The sequence below is a fragment of the Streptomyces odonnellii genome, assembly GCF_000981895.1.
GTDB lineage: Bacteria > Actinomycetota > Actinomycetes > Streptomycetales > Streptomycetaceae > Streptomyces > Streptomyces odonnellii.
Genome location: NZ_LATD01000021.1, coordinates 20,225 through 46,189 on the forward strand (window position 1 = coordinate 20,225; position 25,965 = coordinate 46,189).

Below are 25,965 nucleotides of genomic sequence, written 5' to 3' on the forward strand. Positions count from 1 at the left end.
GGATAAGGCCGCCATATCACAGGCCTCCGTATTACCGGCACCGCCCCGGCCGACCTTCCCGTCGGCCGGGGCGGTGCCGTTTCCGCGTACGGGCGGGCCATTCAGATGCGCCGGGAAGCAGAAAACACCGGACGAGTGCAGCGTATTGAGAGGTGGATTTTTTTCAGAAACTGAACGACGCGAACCGAAAGGAAAACTCCGATGAAGGCGTTCCACGCCATTACCGACGCGATCGCCGCCGAGGGCTTCGACCACTTGTTCGCCGTGATGGGGGACGCGAACCAGGACATCATCGTGGACCTGGGCGAGCGCCACGGAATGACATTCGTGCACGCCCATCATGAATCCAGCGCGGTCGGTATGGCCGACGGGTACGCCAGGTTCAGCGGCAGGCCCGGTCTCGCCTCGGTCACGCAGGGCCCCGGCTACACCAATGCGACGACTTCGCTGGTGTCCGCGCGGCTGCACCGTACGCCCCTGATGGTGCTCGCAGGACACGCCTCGCTCCGTGACCCGTACAACCCGCAGGGAATGGTGGACCAGCCCGCGCTCGCGAAACTCACCACCGAGGCGACCGAACGGCTGGATTCGGTCCACAATGTGGACTACTGCCTGGGTGAGGCATTCCGGCAGATCAAGACACGGAAGGGGCCGTTCGTTCTGAATCTGCCCCAGGACGTCCAGCAAATGGAGATGCCGGACTCCGCGTGGACGTACCGGCCCATGTACCGGTCCAACGCGCTCCAGCCGCCGCGTACGGAAGATGTCGAGGAGGCGGCCAGGCTGCTCGCGTCCGCCCAGCGCCCGACGATCCTCTGCGGACTCGGTGCGGTAAACGCCAGGGCGGAACAGGAAGTCCGGCGACTGGCCGAGCAACTCGGCGCTCCCATCGGGGTGTCCATTCTCGCCTCCGGATTCTGCGCGGACTATCCGCTCTATCTGGGGATCAGCGGCGGACTCGGTTCGGATCTCACGGTGAACACCCTCGCCGACAGCGATGTGATGGTGGTCGTCGGCGCGAGCCTCAACGAATGGACGACCGACTTCGGGAAGCTCCTGAAGAACGGGAAGAAGATCATCCAGGTCGATGACCGGCCGGACGCCTTCGGCTGGTTCGCCCGTGTCGCGGTCGGTATGACGGCCGATGCCAAGACGGCCGTGGCGCAACTGGCCGACCGGCTCGGCGCGACCATGCGGGCGCGCCCGCTCGACAGCGGATTCGCCGACCGGATCAGGAACCAGGAGCTGTGGATCGCGCAGTACGCCGACGGGGACGCGACGGATCCACGCCGGGCGGCCCAGTACCTGGAGGACAGACTGCCGAAGGACGACCGCATTCTGGTGGTCGACGGCGGTCACGCCGCGATGGTCTGTACGAAGATCCTCAGCGTGCCGCGTGCCGGCAACTGGGGCATCTCCTGGGACTTCGGCGCCATCGGCCAGGGCCTGGCACTCGCGATCGGCGCCTGTTTCGCGCGTCCCGGGGAGCGTGTGACACATGTGACCGGCGATTTCTCGTTCATGATGAACGTCGCCGACTTCCGGACCGCCGTACGCCACAGACTGCCGCTCACGGTCTTCGTCATGAACGACAACGCGGTGGGCCAGGAGAAGCACGATCTGGTGCACAAGAAGCTGAACGCGTCGTACGCCGAGATCCGGGAGCCCGATTTCGCGCAACTGGCCGCCGGCTTCGGTGCGAAGGGCTTCTCCGTACGGACGCCCGACGACTTCGGCGAGATCGACAGGGCGCTGGCGGTGGAGGACGGGCCGGTGGTCGTCGACGTACAGATCAATGGCGATGTGGAGCTGGCGGCGAGCTGGGAGATCGCCAAGCATCTGAGATGAGCGGCGGTGCGGGACGGCCGTTGTGACCGCGGTGAACGCGGCGAGCGCTCCCCACCGGATAGGTCCGGTGGGGAGCGCTCCTTCATGAGGGCTTATGCCGGAGCCTCCGCCGAGGCTTCCGTCGAGGCCTAGTTCCAGCCGGAGAGTCCCGCGCCGTAGTGGTACAGCGGGTTGCCGCGGGTCGTCGGCACCGGCTGTCCGGCGTCGATCCTCGCCCGGATCTCCGCGCGTTCGGCATCGGTGGCGCCGAGATCGTACGGAAGGTCCCACTTCTCGTTGGCGTCCCCGAGTACGTCACCGCCGCCGGGCTTCAGGATCTGGTCCAGGCTCCTGGGCAGTTGCCAGGGCAGCTTTCCGCTGGGTGTGTAGTCACCGAAGAGCAGGGAGGCCGTGGCGGGTCCCACTTCCTCACCGCCCCGGTAGGTGACCACAATGGCGTCCGCCAGACCGTTCCAGTCGCTGATCACAATGGGCCGGGGCAGTGTCAGCACCACGACCACCGGAATTCCCTGGTTCTTGAAGTTCCGGATCAGGGCTAGCTGATCGGCGGGGAGATACGGCTCGGTGTTCGGCCACGCCGTGGCATGTGTGTACGACGGCTCGCCGACGGCCACGACCGCCAGCTTCGGCGCAGGGCCGGTGTCCTGGTACACGTTGACACCCGCCGTGGACGCCCTGGCCCGGATGGCTTCCAGGGTGGTCAGCGAACCGTAGTTGGGGTGGAAGTAGCTGGACCAGATGCAGCACGCGGCGCCGTCCGTGGCCCGGGCGCCCGCGACGACGATGTTGTCACCACGGTTGAGCCTGACGGGGAGGACGCCGTTGTTCTTGAGCAGGGTGTTGGACGCGCGGGCGGCCTGGTTGGCCAGCGCGGCATAGCTCGGCTGGTGGAACCGGTACGGGCCGTTGACCGGGTCGCCGTACGGCCGGTCGAAGACACCCAGTTGGAACTTCAGCCGGAGGATCCGCGTCACCGCGTCATTGATCCGGGCGACCGGCACCTGCGCCTGGAAGGTGGCCATACTGAACCCGGTGGCGCCCGGGTCGGCCCCGCCCATCACATCGGAGCCGGCGTTGGCCGCGTTCACCCAGGCGCCCGAGGGCAGCCAGTCGGTGGTGATCAGGCCGGTGTAACCGAGGTTCTGCCGCAGGTACGCGAGGATCTTGGCGCTGTCGCCCGCGCCGGGACCGCCCGGGTCGAGATACGAACTGCCCGCGTAGCCCGGCATGATGTTGACGGCCCCGGCCTCCATCGCCGCCCGGAACGGGATCATGTGGTACTTGATGGTCACCCCGTCGTAGACGATGCCCGCCTCGCCGCCGGCGCCTTCCCCGGGCCAGTGCTTGACGGTCGCGAGGACGGACCGCGGGTTGAGTTCAGGACCGCCCTGGAGACCGGCCACCATCGCGCGGAGCTGGGCCCCCACGGCATCGGCGTTCTCGCCGCCGCCCTCCTGGATACGGGGGTAGAGCACCTTGGTGCCGACCTCGGCGAGCGGTGAGAGCGTTCCCCGGGTGCCGACCTCGAGCTGCTCCTTGCGCTGCATGTCGGCGAGTTGGTATTCGAGCCCGTGGTTCCTCGCCGCCGCCAGGGTGCTCTGGAGCGGGTACGTGGTCTGGTAGCCGGCGGTGGTGTCACCGGCGGAGACCGGCGGGATGCCCAGCCTGGTGGCCGCCGTGGTGAGCAGGGTGTTGTGCAGATCGGCCGGCTGGGCCGGTCCGAAGTGCCAGCCGGACCTGGGGTACGCCTGGACGTTGTAGAACATCTGATAGGCCTTCTCCTCCGGCGTCATTCTGCCGAGGAGATCACTGACCCGTGTCTCGACCGGCTGCCGCCAGTCCTCGTACGGCTCGATGGCCCCGTTCTTGTTCAGGTCGCGGGCGCCGTTGATGACACCGACACCGTCGTTGACAGTCTCGATCTCGGGCAGATAGACGCTGAACGTACGGATGTTGGAGGTGGTCTTCACCCCGGAGCCGCTCACGGCGACGACGAACCACTTGTAGGTCCACCGGTCGGTGATGTCCCAACTCGGTGTGTAGCCCGTACCGGTGGGCTCGGCGACCTTGGTGTAGAGGTCGAGGAGATTGCCCGAGGCGGTGAAGTCGTAGTCGGTACGGCTGACATTGAGCCACAGCTCGTAGCGGACGGCGCCCTGGACGGCCGCCCAGGAGAAGGCGGGCCTGCGGGTGTTGGTGATCAGAGCCCGGTCAGCGGGCGCACTGAGCGCGAACTGGTTCAGGGTCGCCGGTGCCTTGGTGGGTCCGGAGAGCAGGGGCGGGGCGGACGTGGAGCTGTCGACGGACCCGAAGACCTGGAACTCCCAGAGCGAGACACCGTATCCGGTGGCGCGGGTGGTGGCGTAGAGCCGGACGTACCGCCCCTGGCCGGTGATGCCGAGTGTCTCGGTCCCGCCCCGGCCCGTGGTGGTGGAGTGGAGGGTCGACCAGGTCGACGCGTTGTCGGACACCTCGATGCGGTAGCCCGTGGCGTAGGCGGACTCCCAGTTCAGCACGATGCCACTGATCCTGGCCGCACCGCCGAGGTCCACCTGGATCCACTGGTTGTCGGCGAACTCGCTCGACCAGCGGGTGTCGGCACGCCCGTCGAGCGCGGCGGCCGGAGCGTTGGCGCCCTCCCAGGTCGAGGCCGTGACCTGCTTGAACGCGGAGATCGCCGTCCCGGAGGGCTCCTGGCCCGGGCCGCTGCCGGCCGTACCGTAGACCTGGAACTCCCAGAGGGAGTAGCCCCATCCGGTGGCGCGGGCCGTACCGTACATCCGCACGTACCGCCCGGAACCGCTGACGGTGAGCGTCTGATTGCCGCCGGGCCCGGTCGTCGTGGAGTAGATGTCGGTCCAGTTCTGCGCGTCGCCCGAGACCTGGATCTTGTACGAAGTGGCGTACGCGGTCTCCCAGTTGAGGACGACGGAGCTGATCGCCGCGGTGGCGCCGAGGTCGATCTGGATCCACTGCGGATCGGCGGCGGCGCTGGACCAGCGGGTTCCGGCGTTGCCGTCGACGGCCGCCGAGGCGGGCGTTCCCTCGTTCTCGGTCGAGGAGGTCGTGACGGCCTTGCCCTGCGACAGCAGGGTGTCGGCCGCCTGGGCGGTCCCGGCCGACGATCCGACGGCACCACCCATCGCGAGACACATCGCGACGGCGGTGGCGACCAGCGGTCTGCGACGCCGAACGGCTCGGCGTAAGGAGGACAGGAGGCTCATGTACATCTCCACGGGGTGTGATGCCTCTCCACCAGAACCCCGCGGCACGCTCGGCGACGGCGCGGGAAGGGTGGCTGTCGGTGGGTCCGAACTCGACACTCGGCGCTCCACGACGGATCGATCTTGAGGAGAGCGCTCTCCCGAGAGAGTGCTGTAGTGACTGACCACTGTCAACCCTTGCCGCAACTGCTTGTCCGGGCGAACTCGGCCGACCGCGCGTGAGCCCGGTGTCCGCGTGCGTCAGCGCGCGACGCGGACACCGGACCGTACGGGCGGCGGACCGCGTCGGTACCGGACCGTACGGGCGCCGGACCGCACATGCACCCGACCACGTGGGCAGCGGCGGCTACGCGTCGTGCCATCCGCCGTCCGCGCGCAGTGTCGTGCCGGTGATGTACCCCGACAGCGGGCTGGCCAGGAACGCGACGAGGTCGGCGTACTGGCGCGGCCGTCCGATGCGGCCGACGTCGTTCGGCGACAGCGCGCTGATGGCCTTGGGCTCGACCTCCTCCCAGGTCTCGCCCCAGCCGTTCCGCTTGCCCAGGTCGAGGACGTACTCCTGCGCGGAGGAGGTGAGGATGCCGCCCGCCGCGACCGCGTTCGATGTGACACCGGAGTGCTTGAGTTCGCGAGCCAGGGAGACTGCGAGATTGTCCCGGGCGGCGTTGGTCGCGGCGTAGTGCGGCTGGCTCGCCGCGGGGAGGTGGCCGAGGACGCTGCTGATCTGGATCACCCGCCCCCAGCCGCGCGCCCGCATGTCCGGTACGAAGCGCTGGATCGTCCGCACGCTGGAGACGACGTTGGTGTTGTAGATGCCGGCCCACTCGGCGGGTGCGGTGGTGGGCCAGGCGGCCGTCGGGTCGTAGACACCGAGATTGTTGACGAGGATGTCGACCGGCGCGCCGGCGGACGCCGCTCTCACCGCGTCGGCTCCGGCGTCGGTGGCCAGATCGCCGATCGCGACGGTGGCGTCACCGCCGTCCGCCCGGATGGCCTCGGCGACCGCCTTGGCCCGCGCTTCGTCGCGCCCGTGGACGATGACCGCCGCCCCTTCGGCGGCCAGGACCCTGGCTATCTCCGCGCCGAGTCCGCTGCTCGACCCGGTCACAAGCGCCCGCTTGCCGTTCAATCGCAGATCCATTGGATTCACTCCGCTCATGGCCGGTCCATGGCGAGCCCGCCCCGGCCGGGCTTGCTGCCGGGCCAGGGGCGGGCCGGATCGGCCGACTGGACTGTTCGGTCCACAAGTACCTGGTTCAAAATGGACCAGCAAGTCCAATCTCTGCGGCCGTGAATCCACCGGGGCTGTCACCAGGGGCGGCTCGTCACGTACTTGTTGCCGCCGCCGTTGGTGATGGGCCGGGTCGCGCAGCCGCCCACATTCGCCGCGGTCGGCTTGTGGTGCCCCCAGAGCAGAAGCTGAACCCGGACTCCCTTACCGTAGATGTCGGAGCCGAACTTCTTGCCGAAGTACGTGGTCCTGCCCACCTGGTTGTTCTTGAAGACATTGCCCTTTCCGCACACCTCCCCGTCCTGCGGCCGCCAGTCGCTGAAGTCGGCGTAGGAACCGGAACGCCAGAACTTGTTACCGTCGACGATGTTCTTGTTACTGCCGTTCCGCGTACGGACCGGGTCGCCCGTGATGTATCCGAACCGGTTTCCACGGATCACGGTGGAGCTGGTGCGGGTGGCGAGATAGACCCCGTGGATCTCGGCAGGGCTCTCGCTGTTCTCCAGGTTGTAGAACCTGTTGCCGGTGATGGTGAGCCTGGCGGAATCCGTGACGTGAACGGCTCCGTAGCCGGGTCCGCCGGGGTTGGCCTTGTTGCCCAGGTGCTGGAACAGGTTGTTCTTGATGGTCACCCGGCCCGGGCCCTTCATCCCCCGCACCCGGATACCACCATTGGTGTAGTTCTTGATCGTCTTGCCCGAGACGGTGAAGCTGCTGTTGGGCGAGCTGATGGTCATGTAGTAACCGGCCTTCGCCCGCGAGCCGTCCATGACGACCGCACCGGTCCCCGGCACCGCCGCGAAGGTGAAACGGCCGCCCGGCGGGTCGTAGGTCCACTTGATCTCCTCGTCGGGGTAGTACGTACCGCCCGGCGTGAGAATGGTGGCGTTGACGGCGCGCGCGTTCCTGAGGACCTTCTCCGCCTCCGCGAAAGTGCGCACCGCGTTGGTCCGGACGAGGCCGTTGCCGCTCGCCGGAGCGCTGGGGTCCACGTACACCGTGACCGTCCCGGTGGTGACAGCACCGGCCGGGACGGCGGTCAGTGTGCCTCCGGCCATCAGACAGGTGAGCGTGAGTGCCACTGCTGCGGGCCTGTGCATGATCTGTTTCCTTCCCCCGTGCTCGGGGCCGTTCCCCGAGCCCGCCGCCATGGTGCTCACCCGACCTTGCGGAAACCTTGAACACCTCCGCGCGCACCCCCTCTGACCAGCGGCGGGAGGTGCGACGCCGGAAGCGGATCAGTTTCGGCCGGATGTAGGCCGAATCCCTTCCGATGGCGCTGAGCACCCACATGACCAGGAGAAACTACAAGCCGGAGTTGCTCAAATACATTTAGTACGATGAGGTAGCTGTGGTACGCAACAACGACCTGATGGCCGCTTTGCTGGACACCCGGCGGGAGCTGGGTGACCAGCTCCGCGCGGTCGGCGACCGTGTCGACGGCGCGGAGAGGGATCTGCGTCAGGTCGTCACCGCCGAGGTGGAGAGCCTCCGCTCCGACATACACGAGACCCGCAGGAGCGTGGACAACAGGGCCTCGGCCACGACCGAGGTGGCCCGGCGGGTCTCCGCTCTGAGCCACGACGTGAGCGAGATCCGGCAGGCGGTCTCCGAACTTCGCAGTCTCATGAGCGAGCTGGCCGGCCATCAGATCTTTGACACCCCTGCCCCCTGGACCGTTCCCGCCGCCGCGGTGAATGTCCAGGCCGAGCCCGGGGAACAGGCCGCCGAGGCCGCCGTACCGGAGCCCGTGAACTCCGGCCCGGCCGGTCCGCCGTCCGGGAGCACTCCTCAGGAGGAGGCGCCCGAGACGTCCGACCGGCGCAAGCAGCCGGGCGAAGCATTCGACGCGGGCATCGAGCCGAACGAGGAAGCCGACCACGGCGCGCTCCTGCTGAGCGCCGCGCCGATCGCCTCCATCGTGCTCGTCTGCCACCGGGACGCCTGGAACTTCGTCGCGGACCTCGCCTGCGGCCAGGAGCACTTCAACCCCACCCCGGAGATCACCGACGACGGCGACGGCCGCGTACGCATCATCCTCTCCGGCCGCTCCCTCATCGGCGTACTCATCGCCCTGCGCGAGGCACGGGTGAAGGGCAGCGTCTTCGACGGCAGTTGGGCCATGGCCTCCGCCTACTACCAGCGCATGGCCGAGGACCTCCGCAAAACCCGCCGCGCGGGAACCACCCCCTTGACCATCGTCTTCAACGACGGAGTCACCGAAAACAACGAGGCTTCGCCGGAAGCCGGTTGACGGAAAGGCACCGAGTGGGGTCCTTCCGGTAAATGCGCCGGAGAGACCCCGCCGGGTAGCGGGACGCGGTCAGCCGCGTCATCGCAGGCGAAAACCCGGCGACGTCGGCGATCATCCCCGGATACTGGTTACCCATGGATGAGGTCGAAGTCGTCGTCGCCCATTCCGAGCGCGCGACTCTGCGCGTCGGCGACGTGTTCCTGAAAGTGGACGCCGATCAGGCGCGCGTCGACGCCGAGGTCGAGGCGATGTCCCTGGCGCCGGTCCCGACCCCGGAGGTCCTGTGGCGCAAGCCGCCGGTGCTCGCGATCGCCGCACTTCCGGGGACGACGCTCGGGCGCCTCGGCGGGCCGTCGACCGGGTCGCCGGCGGCGTGGGCCGCGGCGGGCGCCGCCATCCGGAAGCTGCACGACGCACCGCTGCCGCCCCGGCCGGGACGGGCCGGCCGGAGCATCGTCGCGCTGGCAGCGGAACTCGACGACGAGTGCGAGCTGCTCGTGACGAACGGCGTCCTGCCCGCCGACCTGGTCACCCGCAACCGCCAGGTCGCCGAGGCCGCACTCCGGCCGTGGACTCCGGCGTTCACACACGGCGACCTGCAGATCGCGCACGTCTTCGTCGACGGCGACGAGGTCACGGGCATCATCGACTGGTCCGAGGCGGGCCAGGGCGATGCCCTGTACGACCTCGCCACCTTCACCCTCGGGCACGAGGAACACCTCGACGACGTCATCACCGGCTACGGCACCGGCATCGACCTCGACGTGATCCACGCATGGTGGTCGCTGCGCAGCCTGCTGGCGGTCCGCTGGCTGATCGAGCACGGCTTCGACCCCTTCGCACCGGGCTGCGAGGTCGACGTACTGAGATCCCGGATGTGAGGCCGCGGGGGCTCATGCCGTCGCGGATCACACAACACCGAAGAGCCCGGCCGCTCTCGCGCCGGGCTCTTCAGCTTGCCGACAGCTCACGCGAGGCCGCCGCTCAGTACTCGTAGGCCCCCACGTCGAAGGGGTTCGATCGCTGCTTGCGGTCGGCGTCGAGCGTGGGGGCTTCCCTGGTCGTGCCCGCGCCGATGGCGGGGGAGCCCGGCTTGAGGTGCAGGTTTCCGGCCGGGTGGTCGACAAAGTACGTCGAGTAGGCCGTACCCACCGTGATGTTGTTGGAGTGCTGGGTGTTGGTCGCGGCACCGGTGTTGAAGGTGCGTGCCAGGTTGTTGCGGATGATGTCGCCGTTCGACGGCGTTCCGTCCTTCTGGTTGGTGAGGCGGATCTCGCTGTCCGTGGCCGGATAGCGCGGGACCACCGTGTTGTTGACGATCCTGCTGTCGTTCATGCCGTACAGGCCCATGGCGAGACCGACCTCCACCTGGACCACATTGTTCTCGATGGTCCAGTTGCGGTAGGGGCCGTCGAAGGCGCCGATGCCCTGGATCGTGTACTTGCCGTTGTACTGGAAGGGGATCTTGGCGTAGCGGGTGCCTGTGCGGCTGATGAAGACGTTTCCGCGCAGCACGACGTCGGTGACCGGGGTGAAGCTGCCGTCGCCGCGGTAGCTCTGGAACATGTCCCGGTGCGGCGGGTCGGCCTCCGTGCCCGCCGGTACGACCGCGTAGCTGTTCACCGCCGAGTTGTACTCGAAGAGGCAGCCGCTGATCTTGCAGCGGAAGGCGTCCTCCCAGAAGTGGTTGACGCTGTTTCCCCTGACCACCGCTCCGGTGGCGCCGGCACCGGCCTGGGACGTACGTTCCAGCATGACGCCGTTGCGTACGTTCCTGATCCGGTTGTCGAGGACCTGGTTGTTGGCGCCGACGACCAGGACGGCCGTACCGCTGCGGCCGACCCAGTCGTTGTTGTACCAGGTGTCCGCCGAGGCGTCGCTCGCGGCTCGTACCTGCGAGTTCTGGAGGACATCATGGGTGGCGCCGGCGTCGAACTGCACGAGGTTGCCCGTCGTGTACGTACCGTCCGCCTCCTGGGGCGAGACGAGCACCCCGTCGACCGTCCAGCGCGTGGCCCCGGACGCGAACCGCAGGGTCTTCATCCGGGGCGTCGCGCCTGGCGCCGCCTTGATGGTCCGTACGCCCGACGCGATGCCCCCGGTGATGACCGGGCTTCCATGGTTTCCGTTGCGCAGATAGATGATGTCCCCGGCGGCGAAGGTCTTCCCCGACGCGAACACCTCCTGCAAGGTCCGCCACGGCCGGTCCGCCGTACCGGGATTGCTCGCCGAACCCACGGCCGGATCGACGTAGTAGGCGGCGGCCGCGGTCGCGGCGGGAGAGGTTCCGGTCCCGAAGGCCGTGGGGTCGGCCTGGAACCCGAGAACCAGCACCGCGCAGGTGAGGAGTGCGGTGCGCCTGGTGGTTCTGCTTATGGACACGGTGACGGCCACGAGGAGACCTCGGCTTCTGGTGAAGGGTGTGGGGGGCGTGGGGGAATCGCGGTGACTCGCGCTGCGCCTGGTGAGGAGTTTGGGTCAAGTCATGCCACGCGTCAACAGATTCATTGGAATGAATAGCAGGTGACGTCCCGTCAGCAGCGGCCCACGACGGGCGGCTCCATGACGGGTAGGGTCGTAAGCTCGTCGCATCGGGCGGGCCGGTGTCGATACAGACCGAAGGGGAGGCGATGAGTTCGTCGCGCGCTCCCGCCGGCACCGCCGTACGGGGACACAAGACCCGCCATCTCGCGGACGAGCTGCGCCGGGCCATCGCCGAACTGCGCTGGCCGGCCGGGAAGCTGCCGACGGAACAGCAGTTGGCCCGCGACCAGGGGGTGAGCCTCAACACCGTACGACGGGCCGTCGATCTGCTGGTCCAGGAGGGCCTTGTCTACCGCCGCCAGGGATCCGGAACGTACATCTCTGCCTCCCGGGCACCGGGTACCGGATACGCCGTCGGCGTCGTCGTGCCGTCGCTGACCTACTACTACCCGCGCGTCATCGCCGGCATCGAACGCGAACTCTCCCGCCACGGCTCACAGATGCTCCTGCGCTGCACCGACTGGGACCCCGGTATGGAGCACGGAGCCGTCGAGGAACTGATCCGGTCGGGCTCCGCCGGGCTGATACTGGTGCCCACGATCGGCGAGGACGGCCCGCGGCACTGGCTCGGGGACGCGGGCGAACTCGACGTGCCCACGGTGCTCGTCGAGCGCGGCATGGATCTGCCGGCGACCTCGCACGAGTTCGTCTGTTCCCACCACGCGGCCGGGGCGCGTACGGCTGTCGAGCATCTGCTGCGGCTGGGGCACACCCGGATCGGCTACATGGAGAGGACCAGTCCGCACACGGCCCCGCAGGTCCGGTCGGGCCTTGCCGTCGGACTGGAGCACGCCGGGCTCGACCCCGCTCCCGTGGTCGCGGTCTCACTGCCCCGCTGGACCGCCGAGGACGCGGACCGTTTTCTCGGCCGTCTGCTGGACGAGGGGGCGACGGCCGCGCTCTGCTTCGCGGACCGTGAAGCGTCCTTGCTGGTCGGCGCGGTACGGCGGCGCGGCCTGAGCGTGCCCGGGGATCTTTCCGTGATCGGCTACGACAATGAAGTGGCCGATCTGTGCGAGGTGCCCCTGACCGCCGTTTCCCCGGCGAAGACGGACATCGGCCGACGGGCCGCGGACATTCTCAGAGCCCGTATCGCCGATCCGGACGCCCCTCGGCGGCAGGAAGCGTTTGTGCCGCACCTTGTCGTACGGGAGTCCACGGGCCCGGCGCCCGGGCAGCGCTGAAGAACGCCGTCGCTCGTCGGCCGCCCGCTCCGGCCCGTCCTCGATTCGGCGGAAGCCGCCGCGCACCAGGCCATGCCCGGCTCCCCCAACACCCGGCCCGTTTCGCCTCGTTGAGAACAAAGTATGGACCGGCACTGCGCCCGTCCATACTCTGGGCGTCGTTCTCGCGCAGAAGTATGCGTGGAGCGCGGCGGAACTCCGCCACCGCACCGCCGGTACGTGTACGAACTCCACTCCGCGGGCGCGGGCCGCCCAGGCCCCGCCCACTCGCAGCCCCCCAGCAGGAGGACGAGTGCAGCCACACGAATACCAGAGCGCCCGCCGCGGCCGACGCGGACCACGGACCATGACCGGTCTGCTCCTCGCCGCCCTCGTGACCGGAGGTCTCGCGGCACCCGCGGCCGGCGCGGAGACACCGGCCGCCGCGGCGGCCAAAGCCCCCACGGAGACACGGATCCCCCTGGACAGGAGGGCCCCCGCGGAGCTGCCGCCCCAGGAACCCGGCGTCACCCTGCGTGTCTTCGACATCCAGTCCCCGCTCAGCGAGCTCTGCGACCTGAAGCCGGCCCAGACCCCCAATGTCGACAAGCTGATTCCCACGGTCGACTGGTCCTCCACCGACGGCTTCGGATTCAGCGACAACTTCATGTCGCAGATCATCGGCAATGTCGACATCCCGGCCGACGGCACGTACGCCTTCCGTCTGATCAGCGATGACGGCTCCCGTCTCTTCATCGGCGACCAGCAGGTCATCGACCACGACGGACTGCACGGCGCCGAGCCCAAGGACGGCGAGATCACCCTCACCCCCGGCTACCATGCGCTCCACATCGATCACTTCGACCGTGGCGGCGAGCAGCAGGTGACCCTCCAGTGGAAGCCGCCGGGCGCCACCGAATTCACGCTCGTCCCGAACTCCGTGCTCAGCACGGACGCCGGCGTGGTCCGCGTCACCGCTCCCGGCCGCAAGGAGTGCGAGGGCACTTACGACACGCCTGGCGACGGCCTCCCGCTGACCTCGGTCAATCCCGGCTACACCCTCACCGATCTGCGCCCCGAGGGCTTCGAGCCGCAGGTCTCCGCCATGGACTGGCTGCCGGACGGCCGGCTCGCCGTGACCACCTGGGGCGGCAGTGACAACACCGTGGGAGAGGTCTACCTCCTCGACGGTGTCACCGGTGACACCGGTCCGGAGAAGGTCGCGTACAAGAAGGTCGCCGGCGGGCTGAAGGAGCCGATGGGCATCAAGTACGTCGACGGAAAGCTGTATGTGTCGGAGAAACACCAGCTCACCGAGTTGTCCGACACGGATGGCGACGATGTCACGGATACGACCCGCAAGGTCGCGGCCTGGCCGTACGGAGGCAACTTCCACGAGTTCGCCTTCGGGCTGCTCTACAGGGACGGGTACTTCTATCTGAATCTCTCGGTCGCCATCAACTACGGCGGTGCGACGACCGATCCGCAGCCGGCCGCGAACCGCGGCACCACCGTCAAGGTGAACAAGGAGACCGGAGAGGTCAGTTATCTGGCGGGCGGTCTCCGCACCCCGAACGGGATCGGGTGGGGTCCGGAGGGCGAGCTCTTCGTCACCGACAACCAGGGTGGCTGGCTGCCCGCCTCGAAGCTCGTACAGGTGAAGCAGGGCCGTTTCTTCAACCATTACACCAACCCGGACGGCCCGTTCGACGACCGTACGGTCACCAAGCCGGTGCTCTGGCTGCCGCAGAACGAGATCGCGAACTCACCGAGCACACCGATGGTGGTCAAGAAGGGCACCTTCGCAGGTCAGTTGCTCTTCGGTGACGTCACGTACGGCGGCCTCCAGCGCGCCGATCTGGAGAAGGTCGACGGCGAGTACCAGGGCGCGGTGTTCCGTCACACACAGGGGCTGGAGGCCGGCATCACCCGGATCAGCACGGGACCGGACGGCGCCATTTACGCCGGCGGCCTCGGCGCGGACGGGAACTGGGGCCAGGAGGGGAAACTCCGCTTCGGTCTTCAGAAACTCGCTCCGAACGGCACGAACGTCTTTGACATCAAGACCATGCGCGCCACCCGCGACGGCTTCGAACTCACCTACACGAAGCCCCTGTCGGAGGAGACCGCCGCCGCCCTGACGGACGGGGGCTACTCCGTGGAGCAGTGGCGCTACGTCCCCACGCCGGCGTACGGCGGCCCCAAGGTGGACGAGGAGAGCCTGCCCGTCGCGGCCGCCCGGATCTCCGAGGACCGCCGCACGGTCCGGCTGAGCATCCCCGGGCTGAAGACCGACCGGGTGGTGCATGTGCGCTCACCCCGCCCGTTCTCCTCGGCCGACGGCGAGCAACTGTGGTCCACGGAGGCCTGGTACACCCTGAACGCACGGCCGGGCCCCGAGGACCCCGTCACGTCGTACGACGCCGAGTCCGCGCGGCTTTCCGGCGGCGCGGACATCGACACCGAGCACGCCGGCTACACGGGCGGCGGCTTCGTCGACGGCTTCGGCGCCCAGGGCGCAACCGCCACCTTCGAGGTCGAGGTCCCCGCCAAGGGCACTTATGACGTGGGCCTGCGTTACGCCAACGGCCCTCACCCCTTCACCGGCACCAAAACGATCGGCGCCGGCGTCAACGGCGGGCAGACACGGCAGATCAGCCTCCCCTCCACCGGCGCCTGGAACCGCTGGTCCACGCGGACCGAGCGGTTCGAGCTCCGCAAGGGCCGTAACACCATTTCGTACACCTACCGGCCCGAGGACACCGGGCATGTCAATCTCGACATGATCGAGGTACGCGCACGCGGCAGCCGTATCGACCTGTTCTCCGGCGGCAGCGTCTCCTCCGCCTGGCAGCACACCGACGGCCGCAGTGTCGAATGGCCGCGCACGGCTGACAACTCCGTCGAGGTGTGCTGCGGCGACATCCGCACCAAGCAGTCGTTCGGCGACTTCAGACTGCACGCCGAGTTCCGGGTGCCGAAGCTGCCGCCGGATGTCACCGGCCAGGACCGCGGCAACAGCGGTGTCTACCTCCAGGAGCGGTACGAGATCCAGATCCTGGACTCGTTCGGAGTGGAGAAACTCGCGGCGAACGAGGCCGCGGCGATCTACAACAAGAAGGCCGCGGACCTGAACGCCGCAACCGCACCCGAGACCTGGCAGACGTACGACATCGTCTTCCGCGCGGCCCGTTTCGACGCCGCGGGGAACAAGACGGAGGACGCCCGAATCACCGTGGTGTGGAACGGCACGAAGGTCCACGACAACGTGGCGGTGGACGGCCCGACCGGCAGCGGCGACGCCGAATCGGCGGCGACAGGGGCGATCCGGCTCCAGGACCACGGCAACAAGGTCCGCTTCAGGAACCTGTGGGTCGAACCGCTGGACTGACCTGAACCGATCTGGACGGGCCCGGACCGGCCTTGGCCGATCCGGACCGGCTTCAGCCGATCTGGACGCGCTTCGGCCGTCCCGGGTCGCGTTCAGCCGATCGCCCCACGGTGCTCCAGCGGTACGCTGACGCTTCCCCCGGCCGGAGTCGACCGGGGGAAGCGTCGTGGGGCTGATCACGCCGCGCCCGGATCAGCCCCGGCCGAGCGCGGCGCAGCCCCGTCAAGCGCGACGTCAGGCCATCGCCCGCGCCAGCCGGCGGTCCACCTGCGACGGCGACATGGCCTGCTCGGCGGCGAGAATCCCCGCCCCGATGACCGCCGCGTTCTCGCCCGTACGGCTCGGCTCGATCCGCAGCACACGTGTGGCCAGCGGATGCGAGCGCCGGTACACCGCTTCCCGTACCCCGGCGAGGAGCTGGTCGTGCACCGCGGCGAGCGCGCCGCCGAGCACCACCGTGTCCGGGTTGAAGAAGTTCACCAGACCCGCCAGGACCTCGCCGACCGCCCGGCCCGCTTCACGCACCATCCGTACGGCGTCCCGGTTGCCGGAGGCCACCAGCCGCACCACATCACTGCCCGACGCGGCGTCCAGTCCCAGACCGGCCAGTTTCGCCGCGAGCGCCGCTCCGCCCGCCACCGCCTCCAGACAGCCGGTATTGCCGCACCGGCACGGCTCCGCCTGGTCCCCGACCTGGATGTGCCCGATGTCGCCGGCACTGCCCTGGGCGCCGCGGTGGAGCCTGCCGTCGGCCACGATGCCGCAGCCGATGCCCGTACCGACCTTGATGTAGAGGAGGTAGCGGGTGTCGGGAAACGCACGGCGCTGCTCGGCCAGCGCCATCACGTTCACGTCGTTGTCGACCAGCGCCCGCACCCCGAAGCGCGAGGCGAAGAACTCCGGGATCGGGTACTGGTGCCAGCCCGGCATGATCGGCGGATCGATGGGGCGGCCGGTCGAGAACTCGACAGGTCCCGGCACCCCGACGCCGATCGAGCGCAGTGTCCGCGGGTCCCGTCCCGTCTCTTTCAGCAGCGCCTGCAGCGTCCGCTCCACCCGGCGCAGCACCGCTTCCGGACCGTCCGCGATCGACAGCGGCTCGTTGTGCGTGGCCAGCATCGTTCCCGCGATGTCCGTCAGCGCCACCGCGCAGTGCGAGGCGCCGAGGTCCACACCGGCCACCAGGTGTCCGGCGGTGCGCAGTTGGAGCCGGCGCGGCGGACGGCCTCCGGTCGAGTCGCCGGGGGCGGGGGCAGATTCGTCGACGAGGCCGTGCGCGATCAGAGCGTCGACGCGCTGGGAGACCGTGGAGCGGGCCAGTCCGGTGATCCGCGCGATGTCCGCGCGTGTCGTCACGGCTCCGGAACTGATCAGCGCCAGCACCTCGCCGGGCGAGTGTGCGGCGGAAACACTGTGGTCCGACGGCACAGGCATGACAGTCACCCTAGGGACGACTTCCGCTGCTCACAAGGCATTCCCCGTTCGCCGGTCGGACTAAGTCCCTGGCAACTCCCCGGAAAACAAAGCCCCTTGGGCCCTTGACAGGTCAAAGGTGAGTCACCACATTGCACTGCAGACCGCTGACCGAGGAGCCGGCTGATGCTGACCATGCAAGGCGTGTCCAAAAGCTTCATGGGGGTGCGGGTGCTCCATGATGTGACGCTCGACCTCGAACCGGGTGAAGTGCACGCGCTGGTGGGCGAGAACGGCGCCGGCAAGTCCACCCTGATGAAGATCCTGGCCGGCGAACACACCCCCGACACCGGCACCATCACGATCGACGGCACCGCGCACGCCTTCACGCATCCGGCGCAGGCACGGGACTCCGGAATCGGCATAATCCACCAGGAGTTCGCACTCCTTCCGTACCGCACGGTCGCCGAGAACGTCTTCCTCGGCCGTGAACCGGTCCGCCGCGGACTCGTCGACCGCAGAGCCATGGAGCGCCGCACCGCCGAACTCCTCGCCGAGATCGACGTGACCGGCATCACCGCGTCCATGCTTGTCAGGGACCTGCCAGTCGCACGCCAGCAGATCGTCGAGATCGCCAAAGCACTCGCCTCCGACGTGCGGGTCCTCGTCATGGACGAACCCACCGCGCCCCTCGCCGACCACGAGAGCGAACGACTCGCGGCGCTCGTACGCAGGCTCACCGCGCGGGGCCTCGGCATTCTCTACATCTCGCACCGTCTGCCGGAGGTCTTCGGCCTGTCCCGGCGCATCACGGTTCTCAAGGACGGCCGCCGCGTGGCCACACTGCGTACCGCCGACACCGACGCCGACGAGGTGGTGCGGAGCATGGTCGGGCGCGAGCTGACCGCCTACTACCCGCCGCGTGCCCGCCCGGAGGAGATCGGCGCGGAACGGCTCACGGTCTCCGGCGGCGGCAATGACCGTATCCGTGACATCGACCTGACCCTGCGGGCGGGAGAGGTCGTCGGCATCGCCGGCCTCCAGGGGTCCGGGCGTACCTCACTGGCGCGCGCCCTGTTCGGCGCGACCCCGTTCACCACGGGCGCCATGACCGTCGGCGGCAGACCGCTGCGGCCCCGCCGCCCGCGCCAGGCCATCCGCGCCGGCATCGCGCTGGTCACCGAGGACCGCAAGACGGAGGGCCTCGCGCTGCACCAGTCCGTACGGGACAACGCGCTGCTCGTCACCCGGGCCGTCCCCCCACGCGGCGGACCGCCCACCGGCCGGGAGATCACGGCGCTCCTCGAACGCGTGCGCCTCCAGGCCCGTGGCGAGGACCAGCAGGCGCTCTATCTCTCGGGCGGCAACCAGCAGAAGGTCGTCATCGCCAAGTGGCTCGCGGCCCGGCCCCAGGTGCTCCTGTTCGACGAGCCGACCCGCGGTGTCGACGTCGGCGCCAAGGCCGCCGTCCACACCCTCGTACGGGAACTCGCCCGTGAAGGACTCGCCGTACTGATCATCTCCTCCGAACTCCCCGAGCTGATCGGCATGAGCGACCGGATCCTTGTGATGTCCGAGGGCCGCCTCGTGGGCGCATTACCCGCCGGCGCGGACGAGGAGAGCATCATGCGGCTCGCCACCGGCGGCCGCCGGGGCGGACAGAAGGACGCCGCGTGACCGCGACCGGTCCCGGGCCGCTCGCCCCGCCCCGGGCCACCGCCCGTACACGCGGATCACGGCTCGGCGATCCCGTCGCCGGTGTCTGGCTCGCGGTGCTGTCCGTCACCGTCCTCGGCTGGATCGTCGTCGCGGCCCGTGGCGGGGACTTCCTCACCACCACCAATGTGGTCACGATCCTGCAGAACAGTGTCGCGCTCGGCCTGGTCGCGGTCGGCCAGTCCGCCGTCATCCTCACCGGCTCGCTGGACCTGTCGGTCGCGTATCTCATCAGCCTCGGCACACTCGTCGCCGCGGAGACCATGGCGAGCGGCGGCGTCGTGACGGCCGTGATCGCCGTCCTCGCCCTGTCGGCCGCGGTCGGGCTAGCCAACGGACTGGTCGTCACCGGCCTGAAGGTCAACGCGTTCATCGCCACGCTCGGCACGGCGTTCATCCTGCGCGGCTGGATCGAGGACAACTACACCGGCCCCGCCGGGAAGGTACCGGCCTCCTTCCAGCACCTCGGCTACGACCGTGTCGGCCCGGTCCCCGTCTCGGTGTTCCTCCTCGCGGCGGTGGCCGGCGCGGTGTGGTTCATCACCCGCCGTACCCGGCTGGGCCATCACATGTACGCGACCGGCGGCGACGAGCACGCCGCCCGGCTCTCGGGCGTACGCACGCGCCGTACCGTCGTCGTCGCGCATGTCATCTGCTCCCTGTGCGTGGGCGCCGCCGCGCTCTTCCTCGCGGCGCGCCTCGGCGCGGGAGCGCCCTGGGCGGGTACGGAGGCCCGCTACGACCTCGAATCGATCGCCGCGGTGGTCCTCGGCGGCACCGCGCTGGCCGGGGGTCGCGGCGGAGTGACGGGGACTCTCGGCGGGGTCCTCGTCCTCGCCGTTCTCGACAGCGTCTTCAACCAGCTCGCCGTCGACCCGTTCTTCAAGAACGTGCTCCGCGGTGTCGTCATCATCGCGGCCGTCGCCGTCTACGCCCGGCCCCGCCGTGCCGCGAAGGGAAGGCCGACCGCATGACCACGGCAACCGTCACCCGCCACGGCAAGCACGTCCTACGGGCGCTGGGCACCGGCGCTCCCGTCTTCGTACTCCTCGCGGTAGTGCTCGCCGCGCTGGCCCTCACCGATCCCGGCTTCTACGAACCCGACAGCTTCCTCTCCTTCGTCAAACGCGCCGCGCCCCTCGTGATCCTCGCCGCCGGCCAGTATCTGGTCATCGTCTGCGGCGAGTTCGACCTCTCCGTGGGGGCGGTCGTCACCGCGGGCGTTGTGGTCGCCGCCGAGTTGTACGGCTCGTTCCCCGACGCTCCCTGGCCGCTCGTCACCGCTCTGCTGCTCGTCGCGGGCGGAGTGATCGGAGGTGTCAACGGGCTGATCACCACAGCTCTGCGTGTGCCGTCGTTCATCACCACCCTCGGCATGATGCTGATCCTGGAAGGCGCGGTCTTCTTCTGGACCGGCGGCTCCCCGCAGGGCGCGCTGCCGGCCGCCTTCCGCCAGCTCGGGCGCGGCTCGGCGTTCGGCTGGCTGCCATGGGCCGTGATCGTCTGCCTTGTCGCCGGTGCCGCGGCCATGCTGCTGATGCGCTCGGACTTCGGCCGTACGCTCGTCGCCACCGGTGACAGCGAACGTACGGCGGCCCTCGCCGGGGTACGTGTCGCCCGGGCCCGGATCATCGCCTTCGTCCTCTCCGGGGTCGCCGCGGCGACCGCCGCGGTCCTGGTCGGCGGCTTCTCGGGGGTCTCCGCCCAGGCGGGCAGGGGCTACGAGTTCGAGGCCATCACGGCCGTGGTCCTCGGCGGAGTCGTACTGGGCGGCGGGCGGGGCTCCATCGTCGCTGCCATGGCCGGCGCCTTCTCGTTGCAGGCGCTGTTCACCCTGCTCAACCTCCAGGGCGTCTCGGGCGCGCTGGAGTCCACCGTCCAAGGATGCATCGTCATTGCCGCCGTCGGGCTGGGAGCCGCCGACTGGTCCCGGCTGCGCCGCCGACGTACGAACCCCTCGGAAGGACAACCCTTATGACAGCGCCCCGCCCCCTGCGCGGACGTCCGCTCCGCGTACGCGCCCTCGTCCCGGCCGCCGCCCTGCTGGCGACGGGTCTCCTCGCGTCCTGTACGAGCGACGCACCACCGGACGCGCCGGCCGCCCCCGGCAGCACGGCCGCCACGGCGGACGGTCCCGGCAGCGGCGGACAGTCGGAGTTCTTCGAACAGGCCGAGTACGAACGTCAGTTGGCCCTCGCGAAGGAGCAGCCGCAGGGACCCGCCGACAAGCCGTGGGAACAGATGCTCCGGCCCGAGTTCACCGACACCACGCGATACAAGAAGGACACGGCGGGCGGTGTCCATCTCTGCTTCTCCAACGCCGGTGTCTTCAACCCCTGGCGCCAGGTCGGCCTGAAGAACATGAGGGCGGAAGTCGGACTGCACAAGGAGATCACCGAGTTCACCGTTCTCGACGCGCAGGGCAAGGACGACAAGCAGATCTCCGACATCCAGGAACTCACCGGCAAGGGCTGCGACGCCCTGATCGTCTCCCCGAACACCACGGCCACGCTCACCCCCGCCGTCGAGCAGGCCTGCGCCGAGGTGCCGGTCATCGTCTTCGACCGCGGTGTGGAAACGGACTGCGCGGTCACATTCGTCAATCCGGTCGGAGGCTACGCGTACGGGGCGGTCGCCGCGGATTTCCTGGTCGAGAAGGTCAAGCCCGGGGGCAAGATCCTGGCCCTGCGCATCTCGCCCGGTGTGGATGTGCTGGAGACCCGCTGGTCGGCCGCGGAGGTCGCCTTCGACAAGAGTGAACTCGACGTCGTCGACGTGAAGTTCACGGACGGTGACCCGGCCAAGACCAAGTCGGTCGTCACCGACGCGCTGACCCGGCACGGCGGCATCGACGGTGTGTGGATGGATTCCGGCGCCACCGCCGTGGCCGCGGTGGAGGCGTTCGAGGACGCGGGTCAGGACGTACCACCCATCACCGGCGAGGACCAGCAGGACTTCCTCCAGGCGTGGCAGGACAAGAAGCTCACCGCGATCGCCCCGGCGTACCCGACGTTCCAGTGGCGTACCCCGGTCATAGCCGCTCTGAAGATCCTTCAGGGGCAGCAGGTCCCCAAGGAGTGGAAGCTCCCGCAGCCCTCCGTCACCGAGGACACCCTCGACGAGTATCTCCGGCCGGGCATGCCTCCGCTGCACTACGCGATGTGCGGCTGCGCGGATCTGCCCGGGTTCCCCGAGGACTGGGGAGGCAAGGGATGACCCGGTTCCCGCTCGGCGCCAACCCCTGGATCTGGCACTCCCCCGTCGGGAACTCCGCCCTCGCCGAGGTCCTTCCGAGGCTGGCCGGCTGGGGTTTCGACTGCGTCGAACTGCCGCTGGAACAGGCCGGGGACTGGGATCCCGCGGCCACCGCCAAGCTCTTGGACGCGACCGGGCTCGCCCCTGCGGCCGTGATCGCGGTCATGCCGCCCGACCGGAATCTCGTACGGACCGATCCGGGAACCGTACGGGCCACCCAGGACTATCTGCGGCGGTGCGTCGACGCGGCCCACGCGGTGGCGGCTCCCGTCGTCGCCGGTCCGGTCTACACGGCTGTCGGACGCACCTGGCGGATGACCGCCGCGGAACGGGCCGCAGCCTGCGCGGAGTTGAGGGAGAACCTCGCGCCCGTCGTCGGCCACGCGCGAGCCGCGGGCGTACGGATCGGGGTCGAGCCGCTCAACCGGTACGAGACCGCCCTGCTCAACACCGTCGGCCAGACCCTCACCGCGCTCGACGGCCTCGACGACTCGGTCATCGGGGTCGCCCTCGACACCTACCACCAGAACATCGAGGAGCGCGGTCTGCCCGATGCCGTACGCGAGGCCGGCTCCCGCATCGTCCACGTGCAGGTGTGTGCCAACGACCGTGGCACTCCCGGAGCCGACCATCTGGACTGGGCCGGGTTTCTCACCGCGCTGGACATGAGCGGCTACCGAGGTGCGCTGTGCATCGAGTCGTTCACCGCGCACAACGACACGATCGCCGTCGCCGCGTCCGTGTGGCGCCCGCTCGCCCCCACTCAGGACGGGATCGCGACCGAGGGCCTGGCCTTCCTCCGCCGGGCTCTCGGCAGTCCCTGACCTGCGCCTCCTCGATCGGTACCGCCTCGATCGGTATCCACCTTGATCAGTACCGCACCCGCACACCGAACCCCCTCCAGAGAGGACCGGTCATGAGCCGTCATGCTCGCGGCATACGAAGGGCGGTCGTCGCCTCGGCGAGCGCGTTACTGCTCGGGCTTGCCGCGATTCCCGCCGGCGCCGCCACCGCCGACAGCGCCGAACCCGCCTTCCGTGCCCTGCTCTTCACCCGCGCCGTCGGTTACGTCCACGGTTCCATCCCCGCGGGCATCAAGATGTTCGAGGAAGAGGCGGCCGAGAACAACTTCGAGATCGTCCAGACCGCCGACCCGGCCGTCTTCGACGACGAGAAGCTGAAGGACTTTGACGCCGTCGTCATGCTGCAGAACTCCGGCATGGTCTGGGACACCGACGCACAGCGCGACGCGATGGAGAACTACGTACGCGGTGGGAAGGGCGTCGTCGCCATCCACAACACACTCGACATGGGCGTCGAGGAACAGTTCCCGTGGTGGGACGAGACCATCAACGGCGGCGTGCACATGCCCGCCCACTCACCCGGTGTGCTCCAGGGAACGGCCAAGGTCGCCGACCGTGTCCACCCCTCCACCAAGGGCCTGCCCGAGCGCTGGGAGCGCCCGGAGGAGTGGTACAACTTCGACCGCAATCCCCGTGGCGACGTGCATGTCCTGGTCACCGCGGACGAGACGACGTACGACCCGGGCGGCTCCGCGATGGGCGCCGACCATCCCATCTCCTGGTGCCGCAACACCCAGGGCGGCAAGGTCTGGGCCACCGCGATGGGGCACGACACCCCGGCGTACAGCGAGGCCTACTTCCGCGACCATGTCATCGGCGGACTGAAGTGGGCCGCGGGCAACGAGGCGGGCGACTGCGGCGGCACCGTCTGGAGCGGCTACGAGAAGGTCACCCTCGACGACAACACCGCCGACCCGATGGAACTCGACGTCGCCAAGGACGGCCGCGTTGTCTACATCCAGCGCAGCGGCGAAGTGAAGATCTTCGACCCCGAGGCCCACTCCACCGTCACCGCGGGCACGCTCGACGTGTACACCGGCGGCGAGGACGGCCTGATCGGCATGGAGCTCGACCCGGACTTCGGCAGAAACGGCTGGATCTACCTCTACCACTCCCCCGCCGGAGCCACGCAGGACATCAACCGTCTCTCCCGCTTCACCATCAAGGGCAACACACTCGACCCGGCCAGCGAGAAGAAGCTCCTTGACGTTCCGGCGTACCGGGACCGCACCTTCCCCGAGCCCGGACACACCGGCGGCGCCGTCGAGTTCGGCCCGGACGGCACCCTCTATCTCGGTGTCGGCGACGACGTACCGCCCAACCTCGACCCCGACTGGCAGGGGTACGCGCCGATCGACTGGCGTCCGGGCAAGGAGATGCTCGACGCCGCGCGTACCGCGGGCAACACCAACGACCTGCGCGGCAAGATCCTGCGCATCAAGCCCACCCGCAGCGGCGGCTACACCATCCCCAAGGGCAACCTCTTCAAGCCGGGCACCAAGAAGACCCGCCCGGAGATCTACGCGATGGGCTTCCGCAATCCCTTCCGCTTCACCGTCGACCCGAAGACCGGATACGTCCATGTGTCCGACTACGGCCCCGACCGCGGCGCCCCCGCCACCGACAGGGGGCCCGAGGGCCTCGTCGAGTACAACGTCATCAAGAAGCCGGGCAACTTCGGCTGGCCGTTCTGCCACGGCGACAACCAGGCGTACGCCCCGTACAACCCGGACACCGGGGCGGTCGGCGTCAAGTTCGACTGCGCGAACCCGGCGAACCCCTCGCCCAACAACACCGGGCTCACCGATCTGCCGGACCTGACACAGCCGGAGCTGTGGTACGGCTACGGCGCCTCCGAGGAGTTCCCCGAGATGGGCTCCGGCGGTTCCGCCCCGATGAGCGGCCCGGTCTACCACTACGACCCGGCGAACCCCTCCACGACGAAGTTCCCCGCGTACTTCGAGGGAGCGAGCTTCTTCTACGAGTGGGCGCGCAACTACGTCAAGGAGATCCGGTTCGACAGCGACGAGAAACTCCTCAAGATCAACGACTTCCTGTCCTCGGTGACGTTCAACAAGCCGATGGACATGACCTTCGGCCCCGACGGCTCGCTGTACGTCCTCGAATGGGGCAGCTCGTTCGGCGGCGGCAACAACGACTCGGGCCTGTACCGCGTCGACTACGCCCAGGGGCAGCGCATCCCGGTCGCCAAGGCCACGGCCTCCGCCACGAACGGGCCGCTGCCGCTCGAAGTCGCCTTCTCCAGCGAGGGAAGCACGGACCCGGACGGCGACACCCTGACCTACGCGTGGGACTTTGACGGCGACGGTACGTACGACTCGGACGAGGCGGCCCCCACGCACACGTACACCACCGCGGGGGACTTCACCGCCCAGCTCAAGGTCACCGACTCCACCGGCAGGTCGGGTTACGCCAACATCCCGGTCACCGCGGGCAACACCGCGCCGAAGGTGACCATCGACTTCCCGGTCAGCGGCAAGCTCATCTCGTTCGGGGACCGCATCCCCTACAAGGTCACGGTCACCGATCCGGAGGACGGGCCGGTCGACTGCTCCCGGGTCACCGTCAACCCGGCCCTCGGGCACGACGACCACGAGCACCCGACCACCGACATCCCGGGCTGCGAAGGCACCGTGGACACCGGTGACCTGGGCGGCCACCCCGAAGGCGCGGACCTCACATACGTACTCAACGCCAAGTACACGGACAAGGGAGCCCCGGGAGCCTCCGCCCTCACCGGCTACGGCCGCGCCGTACTCCAGCCCCGCCACAAGCAGGCCGAGTACTACGACGCGCAGTCCGGCACCCGAGTGGTCTCACAGTCCGGCGCCGAGAACGGGCAGCGCATCGGCGACATCAGCAACGGCGACTGGATCGCCTTTGACCCGATGAGCGTCGAGGGCGTCGACGAGGTCGCCTACACGCTGTCGTCCCCGTACGGTGTCGGCGCGATCGAACTCCGCGCGGACGCCCCCGACGGCGAACTCCTCGCCACCACCCCGGTCCCCGACACCGGCGGCTGGGACACCTACCGGCCCACCC

Annotated in this window: 16 protein-coding genes; 11 read left to right on the plus strand and 5 right to left on the minus strand. The window is 69.0% G+C overall.

Going from position 1 to position 25,965, the window contains the following annotated elements:
• Positions 1 to 201 precede the first annotated feature (201 nt).
• Positions 202 to 1,848, plus strand: coding sequence for a thiamine pyrophosphate-binding protein (locus WH07_RS03200; RefSeq protein WP_046495021.1), 1,647 nt, complete (start codon positions 202 to 204; stop codon positions 1,846 to 1,848).
• Between the two features lie 128 nt (positions 1,849 to 1,976).
• Here WH07_RS03200 and WH07_RS03205 read toward each other — a convergent pair whose 3' ends face one another.
• The 3 genes from WH07_RS03205 to WH07_RS36050 all read right to left on the minus strand — a co-directional run bounded on the left by WH07_RS03205 (position 1,977) and on the right by WH07_RS36050 (position 7,403).
• Entirely contained in the window at positions 1,977 to 5,072 is a 3,096-nt protein-coding gene (locus WH07_RS03205; RefSeq protein WP_052744211.1) for a discoidin domain-containing protein, read from the minus strand.
• Between the two features lie 346 nt (positions 5,073 to 5,418).
• A complete protein-coding gene (locus tag WH07_RS03210; protein WP_046495023.1) occupies positions 5,419 to 6,213 on the minus strand; it encodes an SDR family NAD(P)-dependent oxidoreductase in 795 nt (264 codons plus the stop codon).
• A gap of 167 nt (positions 6,214 to 6,380) precedes the next feature.
• Positions 6,381 to 7,403, minus strand: coding sequence for a right-handed parallel beta-helix repeat-containing protein (locus tag WH07_RS36050; protein WP_157877177.1), 1,023 nt, complete (start codon positions 7,401 to 7,403; stop codon positions 6,381 to 6,383).
• A 251-nt stretch (positions 7,404 to 7,654) separates the two neighbouring features.
• On the opposite strand from WH07_RS36050, the gene WH07_RS03220 reads away from it, so the two are divergent.
• Entirely contained in the window at positions 7,655 to 8,557 is a 903-nt protein-coding gene (locus WH07_RS03220) for a hypothetical protein (RefSeq protein ID WP_046495025.1), read from the plus strand.
• Positions 8,558 to 8,691: 134 nt separating this feature from the next.
• A complete protein-coding gene (locus WH07_RS03225) occupies positions 8,692 to 9,438 on the plus strand; it encodes a phosphotransferase family protein (protein ID WP_046495027.1) in 747 nt (248 codons plus the stop codon).
• A 103-nt stretch (positions 9,439 to 9,541) separates the two neighbouring features.
• Here the strand turns inward: WH07_RS03225 and WH07_RS03230 are convergent, their stop codons facing one another.
• Complete coding sequence (locus tag WH07_RS03230; RefSeq protein WP_046495029.1) at positions 9,542 to 10,951, minus strand: choice-of-anchor Q domain-containing protein; 1,410 nt, start codon at positions 10,949 to 10,951, stop codon at positions 9,542 to 9,544.
• A gap of 236 nt (positions 10,952 to 11,187) precedes the next feature.
• Here WH07_RS03230 and WH07_RS03235 point away from each other — a divergent pair, with 236 nt between their 5' ends.
• On the plus strand, positions 11,188 to 12,285 hold the full coding sequence (locus WH07_RS03235; protein ID WP_046495031.1) for a GntR family transcriptional regulator: 1,098 nt from the start codon (positions 11,188 to 11,190) through the stop codon (positions 12,283 to 12,285).
• A gap of 346 nt (positions 12,286 to 12,631) precedes the next feature.
• Positions 12,632 to 15,655: a family 16 glycoside hydrolase gene (locus tag WH07_RS03240; protein ID WP_046495032.1), complete on the plus strand. Its 3,024-nt coding sequence runs from the start codon at positions 12,632 to 12,634 to the stop codon at positions 15,653 to 15,655.
• 234 nt (positions 15,656 to 15,889) lie between these two features.
• Here WH07_RS03240 and WH07_RS03245 read toward each other — a convergent pair whose 3' ends face one another.
• A complete protein-coding gene (locus WH07_RS03245; RefSeq protein WP_046495034.1) occupies positions 15,890 to 17,089 on the minus strand; it encodes an ROK family transcriptional regulator in 1,200 nt (399 codons plus the stop codon).
• Positions 17,090 to 17,254: 165 nt separating this feature from the next.
• On the opposite strand from WH07_RS03245, the gene WH07_RS03250 reads away from it, so the two are divergent.
• The 6 genes from WH07_RS03250 to WH07_RS03275 form a co-directional block, all read left to right on the plus strand.
• Entirely contained in the window at positions 17,255 to 18,745 is a 1,491-nt protein-coding gene (locus WH07_RS03250; protein ID WP_046495036.1) for a sugar ABC transporter ATP-binding protein, read from the plus strand.
• The gene (locus tag WH07_RS03255) at positions 18,742 to 19,758 is read left to right on the plus strand and encodes an ABC transporter permease (protein WP_046495038.1); all 1,017 of its coding nucleotides are present in this window, start codon (positions 18,742 to 18,744) and stop codon (positions 19,756 to 19,758) included. The genes WH07_RS03250 and WH07_RS03255 overlap by 4 nt, the downstream gene beginning before the upstream one ends.
• Positions 19,755 to 20,762 carry an ABC transporter permease gene (locus WH07_RS03260; protein WP_046495040.1) on the plus strand — a complete coding sequence of 336 codons (1,008 nt, stop codon included), beginning with the start codon at positions 19,755 to 19,757 and terminating at the stop codon, positions 20,760 to 20,762. Before WH07_RS03255 ends, WH07_RS03260 begins: the two co-directional genes overlap by 4 nt.
• Positions 20,759 to 22,000 carry an ABC transporter substrate-binding protein gene (locus tag WH07_RS03265; protein WP_046495042.1) on the plus strand — a complete coding sequence of 414 codons (1,242 nt, stop codon included), beginning with the start codon at positions 20,759 to 20,761 and terminating at the stop codon, positions 21,998 to 22,000. Before WH07_RS03260 ends, WH07_RS03265 begins: the two co-directional genes overlap by 4 nt.
• Positions 21,997 to 22,863 (plus strand): sugar phosphate isomerase/epimerase family protein, encoded by an 867-nt coding sequence (locus WH07_RS03270; RefSeq protein ID WP_046495044.1) that lies wholly within the window; start codon positions 21,997 to 21,999, stop codon positions 22,861 to 22,863. The genes WH07_RS03265 and WH07_RS03270 overlap by 4 nt, the downstream gene beginning before the upstream one ends.
• Before the next feature lie 92 nt (positions 22,864 to 22,955).
• The coding region (locus WH07_RS03275) for a ThuA domain-containing protein (RefSeq protein ID WP_046495045.1) at positions 22,956 to 25,965 on the plus strand (3,010 nt) is incomplete at its 3' end.

Coding starts and splice junctions, on each gene's coding strand:
- WH07_RS03240 (WP_046495032.1), top strand. CDS start 12,632: ATGACCGGTCTGCTCCTCGCCGCCCTCGTGACCGGAGGTCTCGCGGCA.
- WH07_RS03265 (WP_046495042.1), top strand. CDS start 20,759: ATGACAGCGCCCCGCCCCCTGCGCGGACGTCCGCTCCGCGTACGCGCC.
- WH07_RS03260 (WP_046495040.1), top strand. CDS start 19,755: ATGACCACGGCAACCGTCACCCGCCACGGCAAGCACGTCCTACGGGCG.
- WH07_RS03270 (WP_046495044.1), top strand. CDS start 21,997: ATGACCCGGTTCCCGCTCGGCGCCAACCCCTGGATCTGGCACTCCCCC.
- WH07_RS36050 (WP_157877177.1), bottom strand. CDS start 7,403: ATGCACAGGCCCGCAGCAGTGGCACTCACGCTCACCTGTCTGATGGCC.
- WH07_RS03225 (WP_046495027.1), top strand. CDS start 8,692: ATGGATGAGGTCGAAGTCGTCGTCGCCCATTCCGAGCGCGCGACTCTG.
- WH07_RS03245 (WP_046495034.1), bottom strand. CDS start 17,089: ATGCCTGTGCCGTCGGACCACAGTGTTTCCGCCGCACACTCGCCCGGC.
- WH07_RS03250 (WP_046495036.1), top strand. CDS start 17,255: ATGCTGACCATGCAAGGCGTGTCCAAAAGCTTCATGGGGGTGCGGGTG.
- WH07_RS03235 (WP_046495031.1), top strand. CDS start 11,188: ATGAGTTCGTCGCGCGCTCCCGCCGGCACCGCCGTACGGGGACACAAG.
- WH07_RS03210 (WP_046495023.1), bottom strand. CDS start 6,213: ATGGATCTGCGATTGAACGGCAAGCGGGCGCTTGTGACCGGGTCGAGC.
- WH07_RS03200 (WP_046495021.1), top strand. CDS start 202: ATGAAGGCGTTCCACGCCATTACCGACGCGATCGCCGCCGAGGGCTTC.
- WH07_RS03205 (WP_052744211.1), bottom strand. CDS start 5,072: ATGAGCCTCCTGTCCTCCTTACGCCGAGCCGTTCGGCGTCGCAGACCG.